Below are 16,428 nucleotides of genomic sequence, written 5' to 3' on the forward strand. Positions count from 1 at the left end.
GTTAGTTGCTCTTTCTTTTATTTTGGGTTAGTATTATAAAGCAATCCTTTTTTTTATAAACATTATAATAGATTTTTTGCTTTCTTTATTTCTTCGTTTCTCTTTATTTCTTCATCCTGTTTAATTTGATTAGCAATTGTTGGTTGAAATATTTTTACAAGTAGTCTATTGTAATTTCCGTCAGGTTCAATTCTCAATTCTATTTTTTTTGATCCAACAGTCCAAGAAGAAATTAAATACGTATAGCCCTTATTAATTCTATGCCATTTAGGGATTTCATTATATATATTAGGCTTTCCATATTTTTCAATATATGGGAGTTTAATAGCTTCTACTTGCTTCGGCATTTCAATGTTATAATTATCATAATGAATTCCATTTCCCAAAACATCAATCCTGTAAAGTTTTTCATTATGAAAGCCTCCATAAATATCATTGAATTCATAATCGCCAATATTCTGTTTGTGAAGGCCGTTTGAACCCCTACCAGTATTTTTTGTTTTCTTTATAAATAGCTTTTTCTTTTTTTTATACTCCTCAAGTGAAGTTCCAAAAAAGATATCTCCAATAACTTTATTTTGCTCAATAGCTATAATACTATCTTCTCTAGCTTGTTTTGCTTTGAGGTCTCTATAATGAATAAACTCAATATCTTCTCTATTAGACTTTAATTCTCTGAATGATAAATCAAGTTTATTAAATGCAAAAAAACGTTTAGAAAATTTTTGTACTGAATCATTTCCCTTATTTATTCCATGAGTCTCATATAAATATGCAACTTTTACAGAATCCTTGTCTGGATGTTTACTTATTATTGGATGGTCACCATCTACTATAATATTTTCTGTTCTTAGAATATAATTATTAAGTGTAGTTTTTACTTCATTTGAATTTACTCCGTATCCACAAGAGAATAATAGAGGAGTAATAAGTAAAAGAAAATATTTTTTCATAATTTATTTATTAAGTATAGCTTAAAACTAAATCTTTTTATTCTTAATAGTTTTCCTAATTTTTTTCAATAAATAGTTAATTCTGATTACAAATATTATTATGACATTTTATAAACGCCTTTAAATCATCAGTGTTAATTCCTTGTTTAGGCTTGTTGAGAGGAAATGTTGTAGTGATATAACCATTTTTTAAGTTAACTAAATAAGGGCGATTTACATTAAAATCTTGATGCCTATAATCAGTAGATGATCCATTATGCATATTAATGTTTTCAGGTTTCTCGGTATAGTTTAAGTTATAAAGGTCTTCTTTCGTTATCATTGTTTTTTGTCTTATCTTTTGTTTATCCTCGTTGTAATCCTGCAAAACTACACTCATGGTTTCATTTTTATTTACGGTATTCCGTATTTATAGAGGAGTCATTTTCTAAACCTTTTTATTCTTAATAGCTTTTTCTAATTTTTCTTCAATAAGTTCTAAAAAACCTTCTTTAAATTTAGCAAAGTCGTTACTTAGGTTATCTACTTTGTTGTTTACGGCTACAAAATTATGTTCAGTAAATGTTTTATAGTTTTCATAATCAGTAGATTTTTTTTCCTTTTTAGGTTTTGTTTCGGTTGAAACTATCATTTCTCCCTCATCAAATAGTAGCCAATCCATACTTAAATCGAGATAATTATCTCTTATTGTTTTTACTTTATCTACTCCAAAATCCTTTCCTGATTTTAAAACACCATTACTTAGGCCTGTTTTTTTTTGAAATTGATAAGCTGTAAGTCCTTTGAAATCAAGGTATTTTAATATTTTTTCTTTTGACGTCATTAATTTAATAGATAATTAGTTGTATTTATGAGATAATTAGTTTTAATTTGTATCACTAAACTATCACTAATGTATCACAAACTTTTAAATAAACAAATAGGGGTTTTATATGATTTCGAAAGCAGACAAAAAAAGAATTAAAAGAATAATAGGAGCTCATTATGTGAGCGATGTTCAAGAGCGTTTACGTGAAAAAGAAATTGTAAATCAGCGAGGTAACGAACATTCAGCCTCTATGATAACCAATGTAATGAATGGCACGCAACACGAGGTAATTGAAAAAACAATTTATGAAGTGGTTGAAATAAAAAAACAAGAAAACGATACACGAAAAAACCTCTTAAAAAAATAGAAAAATATTACTGGCGAGTAGTAAAATACGCTTTCATAGTTAGTTGCTACTCCGTTCGGGGGAACGGGGTAGTTTTTAAAATAAATTTAAGATTTAGCCCAAAGAAGTAAGAAGGTAAGTCCTTCGGCAATTACCAGTACAGAAATTAAAATACCAATTTCTTTTAAAAAAGTAAGTAAATATTTACGCATAACCAAATTTACAGAAAAAGATGAATAAAACAAAAAACGAAAGAATCCAAGAAATTTGGAACGAATTAGAGTCAGACGAAAGTATAAAACTTAGTAAATATCAATTAGCAATAATTTTCGATTATGGCTATCAATATTATAAAACAAGATTAGAAGACTCTAATAATTTAAAAAAATTATCATTAGCCGATTTACAGGTTTTAGAAACCGAGCTTTCAGATTTAGTTGATAGCTGCACTTTGCCAAATAAAGAGTTAGATGCTAATGGTAGAAAATACAACACAAAGCTTAATGAAGTTAGCTTAGAAATGGAAAATAGAATACATAGTTATGTAGATTCTATAAACAAAAAAAATCCGCAGCTGTAACTACGGACTCTTAATTTTTTATTAATCACAAAATCTTACACCTATGATTAACAGTAACAAAAATACAACATTTAAAGATGTACCACAAATTGCAGGCGTTATGCCTGGCGACAACAATGTAGAGTTTGTGGGCGTTCGAAAAACGAAACAAGTATTATGGATTCAAAACGGATCTACCCGATACTTTGCCGATTTACCAATTCACTTTTTCAGTTTACTTAAAAAAGCCTATTTGGCAGATAGTAAAGCAGTCGTTTTTTTAAGCAATGTAACAACTGAGTTAAACCATCAAATAGAATTATATACCTATTATATGTATGGTGAGTTAGATTGCACACCCGATATTAAAAACGGAAAACTAGCAGCTTCAGAAAACTTTAGAGATCAACAAAATTGTCCTTCACTTTTATGGAACTCTAAAAACATAAATATAAACGAGCATATTTTAACACCTCGTCAATTAATAATTATCGATTTAATCGGTACCAACGAACCAGATAAAGCAATTGCTTCGGTGTTGGGAATTTCACATAAAACGTTCGATTTTCATAAACATAAACTTTTTAAAGCCGTAGGTGTAGCCAGTAAAATGGCACTTCTTAAACTAGCCTTAAAACACAAAATTGTTGCCTAATGACCATATTACAATCACTTAAATACTTACAAGAAGTTTACGATAACAAAGCAGCCTTAATTAAAAAAGAAGGTACGCCAGAGTATAACGAAGAGCAGTATAATAGCCTTATGATTTTTTACAATGGAAAAATTAAAGAACTTAGAAAAAGAGTCGAAAAACAAGATGCTGCAGCACTACTTAAATTCGACACAAATAGCGCAAATGAGATTGAGGTTACAGCGGGAATTGAGTATATCTCAAACGGGTAAGGTATTTAAAACAATTCCATTAGATATAAGGCTTAAAGCAGATGCCTTTTTGTTTGAAATATTAAATACACGATTAAAACCATTGGCAATTAAAAACAATAATACGGTACAAACTTATTATGATAAATACATTAAATCAGCCAACAACAGTAAAGCATATAAAAATCATACAAGAATGTCCTCGTTGCAAAAAAACAGTATGTAATGCACATAGAATAGTAAATGTTAGGGCTAATTTTTCGGTTTCAGAAATACGAAAATCAATAGCAGTCTATTTTAAAAAAGCAAAGTGTAAGCAGCATCCTTTTGCAGCTTTAGTAACTACATATTCATTTCATCATTCAGAAACAATAACAACTAACAATTAATGTACACAAGACAATCTATAGAAAGGGTAAGAGAGGCAGATATTGTAACTGTTGTTGATAGTTTTTGCAAAGGCGGAAAGAAACAAGGAGCTAACTGGTTTTATAAATCACCGTTTAAAGAAGAAAAAACAGCAAGTATGTCGGTTTCGCCATCAAAAGAAATATTTAAGTGCTTCGGTACTGGTATTGGTGGTAGTGTAATAACCTTTGTTATTGAACATGAAAAATGTGAATTTATAGAAGCTGTAAAAATAATCGCAGGTATTTGCAATATTCATTTAGAAGAAGAAAAGCAAACCGAAGAAGTTAAAAAATTACGTAAACAACAGCTTTCTTTAACAGCATTATCAAATAATATAGCTAAAAAATACCACCAGAATTTTAGAGAATTACCGGCAACGCATTGGGCAAAAAAACACGTAGCCAATTTGGGCTATGATGCCGATACTATTTTAGAATTTAATATCGGTTTTTCGAAAGCTAAAAATGAAGTAACAACTACGCTAATAGATAAAGCAAGATTCGCTGCAGGTATTGAAATTGGAGTTTGTAAATCAGAAAACAACAAATCGTACGATTTTTTCAAAGAAAGAATAATGTTTCCTATTTGCAACAAAAACGGAGATACTATTTCATTTGGAGGGCGTAGACAAAATGGTAAGGAGTTCGAAAAATATGCAAAGTATTTAAATGGTCCTGAAACAGAAATTTACAAAAAAGAAGAAAATTTATATGGCTACCATTTAGCAAAAAGAAGTATTGCCAAAAGCGGATTTGCAATTTTATGCGAAGGCTATACCGATGTTATTACGATGCATCAAAAAGCAAGTACGCAAACAATTGCAACCTGTGGTACGGCGCTTACTAAAATTCAAGCTAAAAAATTAAAACGTATTTGCGAGCATGTTGTTTTATTTAGAGATGGCGACGTTGCAGGTGTAAAAGCTTCGGTAAGAGATTTAGAAATTTTAATACAATTTGGTTTTAGAGTATCAATCGTTCCATTACCTGAAGATACAGATCCCGACGATTGCGCCAGGGGACAATTAGATATGCCAACTTTTATTGAGAGCAACAAAGTTGATGCTGTTGAGTGGTTTTTAACCAAGCTTCAAAAAGAATCAGAAGAAGATCCGCATGCAATTGCAAAGGTGGTTGCCGAAACAGCGGGTTTATTATTTAAAATTAAGAATGAAGTTGTACAAGATGCATATTTAAAAACTGCTTCTAAGATTTTAAAGCAAAAACAAACTGTTTTAAAACATCAGATTTCAGAATTAAGAATCGCTCGACAAAATGAAATTGAAAAAGAGTCTGGAGGTAAAGGAATCTCAAAAGATACTTTAGGATTACCCAAAGGAGCTGATCATGAACAGTTTTTAAGAGATCGTTTTTGTATTGTCGGTAATGCCTACCACTTTACAAAAGGCGATGGTTTTTTTCAAGGTACGCAGTTTAAAATTACACCACTTTTTCATATTAAAGGAAAAAAGGAAAACAAGCGACTTTGTGAAGTAACAAACACCAACAATCAAAAGCAATTAATCGATTTAGAATCTGACTCTTTTGTAAATTTTTCAGACTTTAGAAAACAACTTATTCGCTTAGGGTATTACCTCTTTTTATCAGGATCAACCACCACACAATTCGATTTATTATCGCAAAAAATATTGCGTGAATTTAACACCGCATTAGAACTTCAAAATATGGGGTGGAATGCAAAAGGTTTCTTTGCTTTTGCAAATGGTGTGTATTGGAAAGATAAATTTAGAGAGGTTAATAAATACGGAATTATTCATTTAGAAGGTGTTGATAGTTCTGAAGAAGATGAGTATAACGAAAAAGTAGAATTTTACTATTCTCCTGCCTATTCGGCAATGCATGCAAAAAATCAAGATGGTGATGATCCGTATGAAAACGATAGAAAATTTATCTATAAAAAAGCGCCTATTACCTTACAAAATTGGATGCAACAGTTTCTTACTGTTTTTGAAGAAAAAGGTATAATAGGAGTGCTATTTAACTTTGCTACCTTGTTTAGAGATTTGTTTTTAAAAAACTATGATTTCTTTCCTTTATTGGGTGGTTTTGGCGAAAAAGGTAGTGGTAAATCGGCTTTTGGTAAAATACTGCAGAACTTCTTTTTTTACAATTTAGATGCTTTAGAATTAAATACATCAACCTTAGTTGGTTTCTCCAGGAGATTATCAAGAACAAAAAACACTACTGTCTTTCTAGATGAATATCACGATCGTTTAGACGAAAAAATGTTCCAAGCAATGAAAGGAGCGCATCAAGGAATGGGTAGGGAAAAAGGTATGGCTACGAACGACAATAGAACAAAAACCGACAAAATAAACTGTTCTATTTATATCGCTGGTCAATACCTACCTACTAGAGATGATAACTCTTTACAAAGTAGATTGATTTCTTTGCAATTTCCTTTAGGGAATAGAAGCAGTGAACAGCGAGAGAATTTTACAAAACTAATGAATGCGAGTTCACAGGGTTTAAGCTCCTTAATTTTAGAAGTAATAGAACATAGGCAACTTTTTGAAGATTCTATTGGTAGAACCTACAATGAAGTAGTGCGAGAAATTAAAGATGTTTTTGATGCACCAGGGCAAGAGCAAGAATATGAAGAAAGAATACTTGGTAATTATGCGGTTTTACTAATTACCTATAAAATTTTAGAGAACAGAATTACATTCCCTTTTTCGTATGAAAGTATTTTTAAACAAGCCATTGCGGGTATTATTGAAAACTCTGAAGCAATACAAGATTCTAATGGTTTAACCGAGTTCTGGAACATCTTACAATGGATGTATGAACACAGACATATTTCGGAAGGTTTTCAGTTTGAAATTGATACAAAAACAGATCTTAAAACAATAGGAGCACAAAAGAAAGTGAGCGTTTACCAAAATTCAGAAATGAAAGAAATTCTGTATTTACGTTTAAATTCTGTTCATCAAGATTATACAATAGCATGTACCAAAAGAGAAGGAGTACAGCCGATTGGTGAAACAACGTTAAGAAACTACTTTAAGAGTAGAACGTACTTTATAGGTCTTGTAAAAGGCAGACGCTTTAAAACAGGTGTTTCTAGTTGTTACGCTTTCGATTATGAAGCGATGAAACGTAATAATATTATCTCATTAGAAAAGCTGCCAGAAAAAGCTGCACCACCAGAAATTCCATTACCAACTCCAAAAGAAAAAGATGATTTACCATTTTAAAACCTAATAATTATGTGTGTACTGCCTTTAATTTCAGAAAATAATACAGCAACAATCCAATTAGATTTAATAGTTGCTACAGCTGCCGATTTAAAAGAAATTGATTTTTATAAACCATTACCGAATGATGAGTTTAAGGCGGTTTATAAAAGAAGAATGCATTTACCTTTTTGGCTTAAAAGTTTTAAAACAAACATTGTCGAAAACAAATGCTATTTCATAAATGAACACACAAAAATGGATGATATCCTTCTCTTTTTAAAAGAGGATAGGGTTTTTATTCATAAGGATTTTAAAGTGCAATAAAACAAATATTATAAAACTATATCGAAAAACTAAAAACAAAAACAGGGTTATTATGAGCAAAGTAAAAATTAAAAAAGGAGACGAATTTACGTTCAATAACCTTTCTGAATTACAACAGTTTTCTATTGATAATGGGAATCCTAAAAAAGGAGAGTTTGACGTATCGTTAAACGAAAATAAAAAGTTTGTTGTAGTGAAGTTATAATAAAAAAGAGTCCATTTCTGGACTCCCCTTAATAATTCTATGTGTCGTCCCCACAACACAAGGGCGGCAAAAGTATTAAAATAAATTAAAACAATAGAGATCATGATAACATTCGTATTCGCTTATTTAATAGCAAAAAAATTAGATGATTTAGGAGACTATAAAACTCCAAAAGGAAGAAATAAAAATAGATATAAATAAACCTGTAATTAAAGGAATATGTGTAAACACAAGTATCAAAAATTAGATGTTGAAAAACGAGTAGACAAAGAAGCTCGATATTCAAATACGTATCACAGAACAACTAGGCTTTTTTGTGAATTATGCACTGATGTACAAGAAATAAAAGAAGAGTTGAATATAGGGATTAATGAAAATCGTCCAGATTGGACTTACAACCTTTAACAGTAGTATGAAAAATGGATCACTTTAAAAATATAATACCCAATGGGACAAATGTTTTAACTAGAATTGGAGATTTAGAGGCTATCGTAATAGGGATTTGCATCAGAGGGAAAAAAAACGAATCTATCGAATATCAAATTTCATATACCCTAAATGGAGAAAGGAAATCCCCTTGGGTGTATTCCTTTGAAATATATGTTAAAATAGACAATAGTAAGCCCGTAGGCTTTACAAGAAGTTCAGAGAATTTATTAAATCAGTAGCTATTCCGCTACATCCAAAAAACGCAATATTAACGCAAAAACGAAAATCATGAAGAAAGATTGTAAATCAGTATTTGTAATATCCGTTTCTCACAGGAAAGTAACACCAATTGAGAATCCAGAACCTAACAAACCAAAGTTCAATGTAGAAAATCATGATTATAGTATTTTGGTAATAGACAAGACAATTGAACTTGTAAAATTACTGTCAGCATACACGGATTTTCAAGAATGGACAAATGAAGATTTTTTAGCACAAAAACAAAACTTTAAAGAGCATTCATCAATGCAATATCCATTAAATGATGTTGAAAAATTCAGGAATGAAATATTAGCTGATAATGACAAGCCACACAGTTGGGATTTGGATTATTGGTGGAGATATTATGACGAACATTCAATTGGAGTTAGAAGATTGCCTGTAGGTATAATACGTGATCCATTTAATCAGAACCTTTTCACTCATTAAACTGTAATTAAAAGAATATGAAAAACAAAACATTACATCTTAATCTAAAAAAAGAATGGTTTTTTAAGATTCTAAACGGTTTTAAGAAAGAAGAATACAGGACTTTAAAGCCTTATTATTTCAAAAGGTTATTCAATAATTTTGATGAAAATGGTTGTATTGAACCTATAGATTATCAAGTCTTTAAAGACTATGACACTATTACATTTTCTAACGGATTTTCTAAAACAAGACCTCAATTTGTTATTGAATTTGATAGCATTCATATAAGTCTTGGCTTGAAAGAATGGGGAGCTAGTGAAGAATATTGTTTTTGTATTGGACTTGGTGAAATATTATCAATTGGGAGGCAAGGTTTTCAATTCAAAAGAAACAGAGATCTTTCTAATGATGAAATTAGAAAAATATTAGAATATTAAAATAACAGTAATAAAAGAGATATGAAAACAATAAAGAACATACAAGTAAAAGTAAATTATGTAGTTGGTGTTGGTGGGTACGAAGTATCAGAAAAAGTATTTAAACAGTTAGAGGAAATGCATAATGAAGGTAAAGAAATTGACGGAGCAGGTTCTGAGTACACTGAAGCTATAGAGTGGATAAATGCCAACGTAAAAGAGAATGATGCTTTTGTTTGGGAGTATGAAATTGAGGAATTTAAATAACTGTAGTATTTCGGTACTACGCCAAAAGAGAGGAAACGTGCTAGTGGCGATAATTTGAAAGGAACAGCAATAGCTCCGAACAATTGTCCTCTCTTTTATTAAATTAAATAAACCTGTAGATAAAATGGCAATAAAAAAAATAGAAATAGAAGTTACTTCTAAGCATTATGTTGAAGTTGATACGACGGATGATCAATGTGGATTTTATGAAAATCACGAAGAAATGGCAGTCGAATGTGCTAAAAGAAATTTTAACCTAAATACATTATTTCCAGCTTTAACTACTGGAGCAGTTAAGTCTGTAAAGCAAGAGTATAGATCAAGTAAGATTATTAAATAACTGTAGTTATTGAAATAAAACACACACAAAAAAAAATGTAATTATAAATACTCAGTAGATCAAGCTGAATTGTTAACTGAAACTGATTGCATTGATGAAGTTTATCTGAATTGTTTAAGTAAATAATATGCTAATTAACTGTAGGTTAATCAATCCGCCTCAAAAAGTGATTGAAACAAAAAAATAAAAAAAATGTACGGAATTAACGAGGCAAAAGAAGAGTGGAAAAGACATGAAAACAAAAAAGGTTTTATATCTATTAGTCCTGAAGAGATAGTTGAAAATATAGAAGATTACGATAAAAAAAAGGAGAAGCAGGAAGCTCTTTATGGCTGCATGTATTTTTATGAGACAGAATGGGAAAATGAAAAAGAAGAAAGTTGGAGGTTTCTAAATTAACTGACATCACTATGAATAAAAAATATATAGAACACCTAAAAGAGCATGATCCAATTCATTATTGTGAAATAATGGGAGACCCAGTAACAGGAATTAGAACTAGTAACGAATCTAACACAATATTAATTTTTCTTCTAGTAATTGGATTTTGTTATAGGAGTATCAATTTAATTACCCTCTCTTTGTAGTTGAACTGTTGAAATATAGCACACAAAAAACGCTCAGAAGATTCATTCTTCTGGGCGTTTTTGGTTTAATCCCCTCAACCCCTAATTTAAAAAACTTTCTAGGCTAGAAAAGTGGAGTGTTTGGCGGTCAACAGTTCAACAGTTCCAACAATATAGATTTTATTTATAGTATGTATTTAATATTCAGTAGTTTATGTTTGTTTTTTTTAATAAATATTCATGTTTTTTTGTTGGAACTTGTTGAACCGTAAAAATGGCGTTCCAACAAAAAGGGGTGTCGTTCAACAAGTTCCAACACTTTTTTGAGGGGGGTCAACAAATAATTAGACTGATAGTTAGTAGTTTATGTGTTTTGTTGAACTGTTGAACTCTTTTGGTTAAAAAATAAGGGTACAACAGTACAACAACCTTTTTTTTATTTAATTCAGTAAATTGAGCGATATGTTCATTCTCTTTTAATTTTTGTCGATATAATTCATGCATTTAAAGAGCTGTTGGTAAGTGTATTTATTCGGTAATTAGCTTTTTTTTTAATGTCCTTTTGTATATTTTTATTAAAAAATATCTTTGAGTCGAATTTAACAGAAACATCTAAATGATATCTTTTTTCTTAATTTTTTAACTTTGAATATATGGCAGTAAAAACAATAATAACCACAGATCCAGTAACGCTTATCGTTCCACTTAAGCCTTATTTGGTGAAATTCCTGAAAAAGAAATTTGGAGAATCTCACAAAGCATCAAGGCGTACTTGGGTCGGGTTAGAATTAGTTGAATTACTGACAAAGGATTATTGCAAGCCACCATCAAGAAAGTACACTACATACGTTACTTTTATTATACCATATTCAATTTGTACTACGTATGGTCACTTTATAAAATATACTGATTTTGATAAGTTTGAAAACAAGTGTGCAAAATTATTTAAAGACGCCTTGCATGATTTCGTTAAAATTAATAGTCAAAAATTGTCTTTTACGAATAAAGCAACGATCACCGATTCTTTAAAATCGTTTTTAAGATATTACAATATTACCGAAGATGATTTGAATTTAGATAGTTTATATCGAGGTATTTATAGAAGCCAGCTTAAACCTTCTTATTCTAGTGACAGAAAAAAAAGAAAGAAAATTACTACTGTATAAGTCTTATAAACAAAGGGTTTGTTAATACCCTTTTTACTTAAAAAATATTTTTGTCACTATGAGTGTGTTTACATTATTAAATAAAGAGATTTTTGGAGGTTTTTATAGTATTGAAATTATACCGATCTCTAGTATTTTAAATTGTCCGTTAATTTTAACGAATAGTAATTCTTCAGATTTTACGTATATAAAAAACACCGCTAACATTGTCGAAATTTTACCTGTTTTTGAAACGATACATATTAAGTCAAAACCTAAAAAAACACCTGCAGGTTTTGAATATTTAATTAATGCAGGTTATGATGTTACTTATCCTAATAAAGCAATTGATAATGTTTTTAATGAGTTGATGAACGAAAAAGCAATCGTTAAAGTAAACCAACATAACGGGGATGCTATAGTCTTCGGAAGCAAAACTTCTCCATTAGAAATAACCTATTCATTTCAAGGAAGTAAGAAAGTAGAAACTACCCACAAATTCAAGGTTAAAATATCGGGTAAAACCCTGCAAAAGCCTGTGTTTTTATAGCCTTTATAAAACTGTCCTATTTTAGCGTATTAGCCTAAAGTATGTTTGTATTGTTCAAATTAAGAATAATACAAGCATAATGACTATATACACGAAACCTTTCTACAATATATCGTTAAATGACGAAAGCAAAGAAGCTACTATTTACATTTATGGTGTAATTGGTGGCTTTGATTATGAGAATTGGCGACCTATAAATACAGCAAACAATTTCATTGAGGAATTTAAAGCTGTTGAAGCAAAGGCTGATATTATACACACTCGTATTAATTCACCAGGAGGAAATATCTGGGATGGATTACCAATTTACAATACGCTTAAAAACTCTAAGAAAACCGTTTATACTTATGTTGACGGTATCGCCTACTCAATGGCTTCTTTAATCGCTATGGCGGGTGATAAGGTTTATGGCTACAAAAACAGTATGCTAATGTTCCATAATGGCGGTACGTATGCATTTGGAAACGCCCAAGACTTACGTAATGAGGCTGAAACATTAGATCGTTATGATGATTCTTTAGCGTCAATTTTAGAAGAAAAATTAAATATTTCGGTTGAAGCAGTAAAAGAAAAGTACTTAAACTTTAAGGACAATTATTTTGTGGGTGATAAAGCTAAAGAAATTGGTTTTTTCGATGAAATAATTACTGCTACAGATACCGATAACACAAATAACATACCTGAAAATGTTACAAATATGAGTTCTAAAGACTTGTTTTTGCATTATCAAAATATTGTTATTCCAACAGAAAATAAGACCCCAAAAAACACACCAATTAAAATGAGTAAAACAAAAATTTTAGTACCTGCAATTCAAAATGTATTAGGGTATGAAGAAGGATTCGGAAGTAATGAAAACGGTGTTTTCTTACAAGAAACAGAATTAAACAAAGTAGAAGATGCGTTAACCAATGCAGCTACTAACGTTTCTAATTTAGAAACACAAGTAAGCGATGCTGCAGCGATTACAAATGATGCAAGTACATCAATTAATAGTGCTTTAGATAATGCAGAAATTAAATACACGGATAAAAACACATTAACAGAAAAAATTAACCTGTTAAATGAGCAACGTAATGAATATGCGGCTAAAACTGCAGGAGCAACAACAGTTGTTAAAGCGGATAAAGACCCAGTTGTTAATGAGGAACCAAAGGTTGTATACGCACATAATCAAGAAGCAATTCAAATATTAAATTCTTAAAATAAATAAAAACATGAAAGTAGAGAGTGTTAAAGCTGAATTAGATGAATACATTAAGAAAAATACTAGTGTAATTACTAGTGGTGTATATTCAGACGAAGTACAGTTAGATAAATATTGTAAAAAAGTATCGCAAATTAAAGGAAAATACCCCCAGTTTCATAAAGTATTTGGTAGGGTTGTTCAAGGTTTTAAAGCAGAATGGCAAGCTTTAGGTGAAATGCAATTTAAAGCGAAAGTTTTACAGAATTTTAGACAAAAAGTAAATTTAGAAATTATTGTAGATGAAATTTACAATACCTGGTTAAGTGATCTTAAAATTGAAGGGAAAACACCAGAAGAGCAACCAATTTCTAAAGTTATTATAGCTGAGTTATTAGAAAAAGTAATAGATGATATAAGTGATTTGTCTATAATTGGTGATAGAGATGGAGGTAAAGCAGATGGTGAATTCGGTTATTCTTTAAATGGTATAGCAAAAGTATTATCTATAGCTCAAGTTAATACTAAGAATCCTCTTTTTACAATTTCTTTAAATACTCCAACTTCACTAAATATTTTAGAAGAGTTTAAAGATTTTGAAAGAAGTGTTCCTAGTAAAGTTAGAAAAAAAGTAAAGAGAATTTTTTGTTCAGAAAATGTACGATTAATGCATCAAGATTCCTTTATTGAAAAATATGGAGATCATACAGGTTTTAATGATTCAAGACTAAATGTAACAGAAACTTATAAATGGGAAATTGTTGGGCTAGATAATTTACCAGATAATGTGATTTTTTCAACTGTTGAAGATAACATGTTAAAATTGGTTGATGTAATAGATAACCCGCCATTAATCACTCAAACTCAAATTCAAGATTACGTATTAAAAATCTTTATGGAATTTCATTTGGGTTATGATTTTGCGATTAATGAATTAATTTTTTTAGCTGATTTTGGAGGGGTAAAGAAAACAGGTTTAAATAATGAAGATTTAAACAAGTTGTATTATAGTATGGAACAATTAAACGATTAATAATTACAGGAATGGTTGATGATATAGACAAGCAAGAAGAGTTAACTCTTGAAGAAGTAACTATTGAAGGAGAAACTGAAAAATCGATTTATTTTGAAACAGAAGATGGGGTGAAGTGGGGGTTTTCTAAAAACACTCCTAATCCATTAAAAGTAAGTAATGGGGTTTATAAATTATCTGAATTAATAGAGAAAACTAAGTTAATGGAAGAACTTATTTATGGGCGTTCATTTTTTATTGAAAAATTATAAACTAATAAAATTATGGAAATGAAAATTGAAGAAATTGGAGGTACTAGTATAGAGCCAACAGGAGGTTTAAGCCACTTGGACATACTAGTAGCTCCAATGAGTTATTTAATTAATATAGCGGAAGTACCCGCTTTAAATAGTGCTAAGGTATTAAGTACAGCTTCTTTGGCTATTGTTTTAGGTGATCATGTTTTTAAACCAGGTTTTGGTTTTACGCTTCTTAGAGGTATTCAAGACAAAAACGGATTAGAAAGCAATTTAATCGGTGATCAAAAACAAGCTTTTGAAAACAAAGTAACTGTTGTTGTTGAAGGAACAGATCCTGCAGTTTTAGGAGCAAGAAGATTATACAAAGGAAAAACACCTTTGTTAGTTTTGGTACGTGAAGCAGGAAGTGGTGTGTATCGTCAATTAGGGCATAATAAGTATCCTGCAACGTATTCGGAAGGAGCGTCTAAGATTGCCCCAGAATATGAAGGAGAAAACAGTTGTACTTTTATCTTTATGGATAAAAACATTGTTGAAGCTCCTGTTTATGGAGGTGCTATCGTTATGCAAGCAGATCTTGCTGTTACACCTAAACCAAAGCCTGTAAAACCGTAAATATTTAATAACTCTAAGTAGGTTTATTTAGGCAGAAACTGAAAAAAAATGATTACAAGAAAATCAACTATTAATAGTTATACCGTTTGGAATACCACCAACTTTAGGAACTGGAACAGTTGAAATCATGAAGGGAAAAAAGAAGCCCTCCAGCATTAAAAAAATTCCTACACCTTTTTAAACTCAGAGCCAACGGCTACTGGAGGACAATGTCTTCTGGTTGTCGTTGGTTCTTTGCTTATTAATAAGGTGTAGGAGCACCAAAAATAAGAATAGTAATTAAAATAAGAATAATAAATGAGTAAAAATTTTGCGAATGCGCCTTTACCGTTTCAAGGTCAAAAACGGGGTTTTATTAAACAGTTCAAAGAAGTATTAAAAACGTACCCAAAGGATGCAATCTATGTAGATTTATTTGGAGGTAGTGGTTTGTTAAGTCATACAGTTAAGAAAGAAAATCCAAAAGCTAAAGTTATTTATAATGATTATGATAATTTTAAACAGCGTTTAAATGCTATTCCAATGACTAATAAACTTTTATGTGATTTAAGAGTTTTAGTAGAAGGGGTGTTGAGGGACCAAATAATACCAGAAGATATAAAAGCAAAGATATTAGCAGTAGTTGCTAAAGCTGATAAAGCTGGGTTTGTAGATTACATATCCTTATCTTCAAACCTGCTCTTTAGTATGGTTTACGTTGATTCGTTAGAGGCTCTTAAAAAACCGAAGTTTTACAATAATGTAAGAAAATCAAACTATGATGCAACAGGCTATTTACAAGATGTTGAATTTGTAAAGTATGACTATAAAGAGTTGTTTAATAATTTTCAGCAGGTTAAAAATGTTGTCTTTTTAGTCGATCCACCATATTTATCAACGGATTGCTCTACTTATAATAATTATTGGAAGCTTGCTGATTATTTAGATGTATTAAAAGTATTGAAAGACACAAATTATATTTATTTTACATCAAACAAATCTAGTGTTATAGAGCTTTGTGAGTGGATTGAAACGAATACGGGAGGGAAAAATCCTTTTAATAAAGCTAAGGTTGTTTATAGAAATAATGTTGCAACTTATAAAAGCAGTTATACAGATATTATGCTTCATAAGCGTTATAAAACTACTACAACCTAAAAATAACCTTAATTAGTAGCCTCTATTACTTTTTTTAATAGAGGCACTACTTTGACTTCAAATTTTACTTTTTCATTTTTGCGATTATGGATTCCATGTGAATCGTTTTTTTTATGTCCTTTTAT

General features: G+C 30.3%; 25 protein-coding genes. 22 read left to right on the forward strand and 3 right to left on the reverse strand.

All coding sequences use genetic code 11. The annotated features are described in order from the left end of the window. Positions 1-62: 62 nt before the first annotated feature. The 3 genes from CXF68_RS09125 to CXF68_RS09135 all read right to left on the reverse strand — a co-directional run bounded on the left by CXF68_RS09125 (position 63) and on the right by CXF68_RS09135 (position 1,776). Positions 63-953, reverse strand: coding sequence for a hypothetical protein (locus tag CXF68_RS09125; protein WP_101044051.1), 891 nt, complete (start codon positions 951-953; stop codon positions 63-65). A gap of 76 nt (positions 954-1,029) precedes the next feature. Further along, entirely contained in the window at positions 1,030-1,332 is a 303-nt protein-coding gene (locus CXF68_RS09130) for a hypothetical protein (RefSeq protein WP_198553781.1), read from the reverse strand. A 48-nt stretch (positions 1,333-1,380) separates the two neighbouring features. Beyond that, positions 1,381-1,776 (reverse strand): hypothetical protein, encoded by a 396-nt coding sequence (locus CXF68_RS09135; protein ID WP_101044053.1) that lies wholly within the window; start codon positions 1,774-1,776, stop codon positions 1,381-1,383. 109 nt (positions 1,777-1,885) lie between these two features. Here CXF68_RS09135 and CXF68_RS09140 point away from each other — a divergent pair, with 109 nt between their 5' ends. The 22 genes from CXF68_RS09140 to CXF68_RS09235 all read left to right on the forward strand — a co-directional run bounded on the left by CXF68_RS09140 (position 1,886) and on the right by CXF68_RS09235 (position 16,303). After that, positions 1,886-2,128, forward strand: coding sequence for a hypothetical protein (locus tag CXF68_RS09140; protein WP_101044054.1), 243 nt, complete (start codon positions 1,886-1,888; stop codon positions 2,126-2,128). Between the two features lie 211 nt (positions 2,129-2,339). After that, positions 2,340-2,687, forward strand: coding sequence for a hypothetical protein (locus CXF68_RS09145; protein WP_101044055.1), 348 nt, complete (start codon positions 2,340-2,342; stop codon positions 2,685-2,687). Between the two features lie 43 nt (positions 2,688-2,730). Continuing rightward, positions 2,731-3,321: a LuxR C-terminal-related transcriptional regulator gene (locus CXF68_RS09150; protein WP_101044056.1), complete on the forward strand. Its 591-nt coding sequence runs from the start codon at positions 2,731-2,733 to the stop codon at positions 3,319-3,321. After that, positions 3,321-3,572 (forward strand): hypothetical protein, encoded by a 252-nt coding sequence (locus CXF68_RS09155; RefSeq protein WP_101044057.1) that lies wholly within the window; start codon positions 3,321-3,323, stop codon positions 3,570-3,572. Before CXF68_RS09150 ends, CXF68_RS09155 begins: the two co-directional genes overlap by 1 nt. A 119-nt stretch (positions 3,573-3,691) precedes the next feature. Further along, on the forward strand, positions 3,692-3,940 hold the full coding sequence (locus CXF68_RS09160) for a hypothetical protein (protein ID WP_101044058.1): 249 nt from the start codon (positions 3,692-3,694) through the stop codon (positions 3,938-3,940). Continuing rightward, on the forward strand, positions 3,940-7,179 hold the full coding sequence (gene dnaG, locus CXF68_RS09165) for a DNA primase (RefSeq protein WP_101044059.1): 3,240 nt from the start codon (positions 3,940-3,942) through the stop codon (positions 7,177-7,179). Before CXF68_RS09160 ends, dnaG begins: the two co-directional genes overlap by 1 nt. A 12-nt stretch (positions 7,180-7,191) precedes the next feature. Beyond that, entirely contained in the window at positions 7,192-7,485 is a 294-nt protein-coding gene (locus CXF68_RS09170) for a hypothetical protein (protein ID WP_101044060.1), read from the forward strand. Between the two features lie 52 nt (positions 7,486-7,537). Continuing rightward, complete coding sequence (locus CXF68_RS20560) at positions 7,538-7,690, forward strand: hypothetical protein (RefSeq protein ID WP_157821895.1); 153 nt, start codon at positions 7,538-7,540, stop codon at positions 7,688-7,690. 219 nt (positions 7,691-7,909) lie between these two features. Then, positions 7,910-8,095 carry a hypothetical protein gene (locus tag CXF68_RS20565; RefSeq protein WP_157821896.1) on the forward strand — a complete coding sequence of 62 codons (186 nt, stop codon included), beginning with the start codon at positions 7,910-7,912 and terminating at the stop codon, positions 8,093-8,095. 14 nt (positions 8,096-8,109) lie between these two features. Beyond that, on the forward strand, positions 8,110-8,358 hold the full coding sequence (locus CXF68_RS09175; RefSeq protein WP_101044061.1) for a hypothetical protein: 249 nt from the start codon (positions 8,110-8,112) through the stop codon (positions 8,356-8,358). Between the two features lie 49 nt (positions 8,359-8,407). Next, positions 8,408-8,827, forward strand: a complete 420-nt coding sequence (locus CXF68_RS09180; protein ID WP_101044062.1) for a hypothetical protein — start codon at positions 8,408-8,410, stop codon at positions 8,825-8,827. A 17-nt stretch (positions 8,828-8,844) separates the two neighbouring features. Continuing rightward, positions 8,845-9,246, forward strand: coding sequence for a hypothetical protein (locus CXF68_RS09185; RefSeq protein WP_198553782.1), 402 nt, complete (start codon positions 8,845-8,847; stop codon positions 9,244-9,246). 21 nt (positions 9,247-9,267) lie between these two features. Then, complete coding sequence (locus CXF68_RS09190) at positions 9,268-9,492, forward strand: hypothetical protein (RefSeq protein WP_101044063.1); 225 nt, start codon at positions 9,268-9,270, stop codon at positions 9,490-9,492. A 124-nt stretch (positions 9,493-9,616) separates the two neighbouring features. Then, on the forward strand, positions 9,617-9,832 hold the full coding sequence (locus tag CXF68_RS09195) for a hypothetical protein (protein WP_101044064.1): 216 nt from the start codon (positions 9,617-9,619) through the stop codon (positions 9,830-9,832). Between the two features lie 192 nt (positions 9,833-10,024). Then, on the forward strand, positions 10,025-10,231 hold the full coding sequence (locus CXF68_RS09200) for a hypothetical protein (protein ID WP_101044065.1): 207 nt from the start codon (positions 10,025-10,027) through the stop codon (positions 10,229-10,231). Between the two features lie 820 nt (positions 10,232-11,051). Continuing rightward, the gene (locus CXF68_RS09205; RefSeq protein ID WP_101044066.1) at positions 11,052-11,564 is read left to right on the forward strand and encodes a hypothetical protein; all 513 of its coding nucleotides are present in this window, start codon (positions 11,052-11,054) and stop codon (positions 11,562-11,564) included. Between the two features lie 58 nt (positions 11,565-11,622). Beyond that, positions 11,623-12,093 (forward strand): hypothetical protein, encoded by a 471-nt coding sequence (locus tag CXF68_RS09210; RefSeq protein ID WP_101044067.1) that lies wholly within the window; start codon positions 11,623-11,625, stop codon positions 12,091-12,093. Positions 12,094-12,172: 79 nt separating this feature from the next. Beyond that, positions 12,173-13,297 (forward strand): head maturation protease, ClpP-related, encoded by a 1,125-nt coding sequence (locus CXF68_RS09215; RefSeq protein ID WP_101044068.1) that lies wholly within the window; start codon positions 12,173-12,175, stop codon positions 13,295-13,297. 13 nt (positions 13,298-13,310) lie between these two features. Next, the gene (locus CXF68_RS09220) at positions 13,311-14,312 is read left to right on the forward strand and encodes a hypothetical protein (protein ID WP_101044069.1); all 1,002 of its coding nucleotides are present in this window, start codon (positions 13,311-13,313) and stop codon (positions 14,310-14,312) included. Between the two features lie 11 nt (positions 14,313-14,323). Beyond that, on the forward strand, positions 14,324-14,563 hold the full coding sequence (locus CXF68_RS09225; protein WP_101044070.1) for a hypothetical protein: 240 nt from the start codon (positions 14,324-14,326) through the stop codon (positions 14,561-14,563). Between the two features lie 18 nt (positions 14,564-14,581). Further along, on the forward strand, positions 14,582-15,166 hold the full coding sequence (locus tag CXF68_RS09230) for a hypothetical protein (protein WP_198553783.1): 585 nt from the start codon (positions 14,582-14,584) through the stop codon (positions 15,164-15,166). Between the two features lie 297 nt (positions 15,167-15,463). Beyond that, positions 15,464-16,303, forward strand: coding sequence for a DNA methyltransferase (locus tag CXF68_RS09235; protein WP_101044072.1), 840 nt, complete (start codon positions 15,464-15,466; stop codon positions 16,301-16,303). Positions 16,304-16,428: the final 125 nt, after the last annotated feature.

It is taken from the genome of Tenacibaculum sp. Bg11-29 (genome assembly GCF_002836595.1).
Classification (GTDB): Bacteria; Bacteroidota; Bacteroidia; order Flavobacteriales; family Flavobacteriaceae; genus Polaribacter.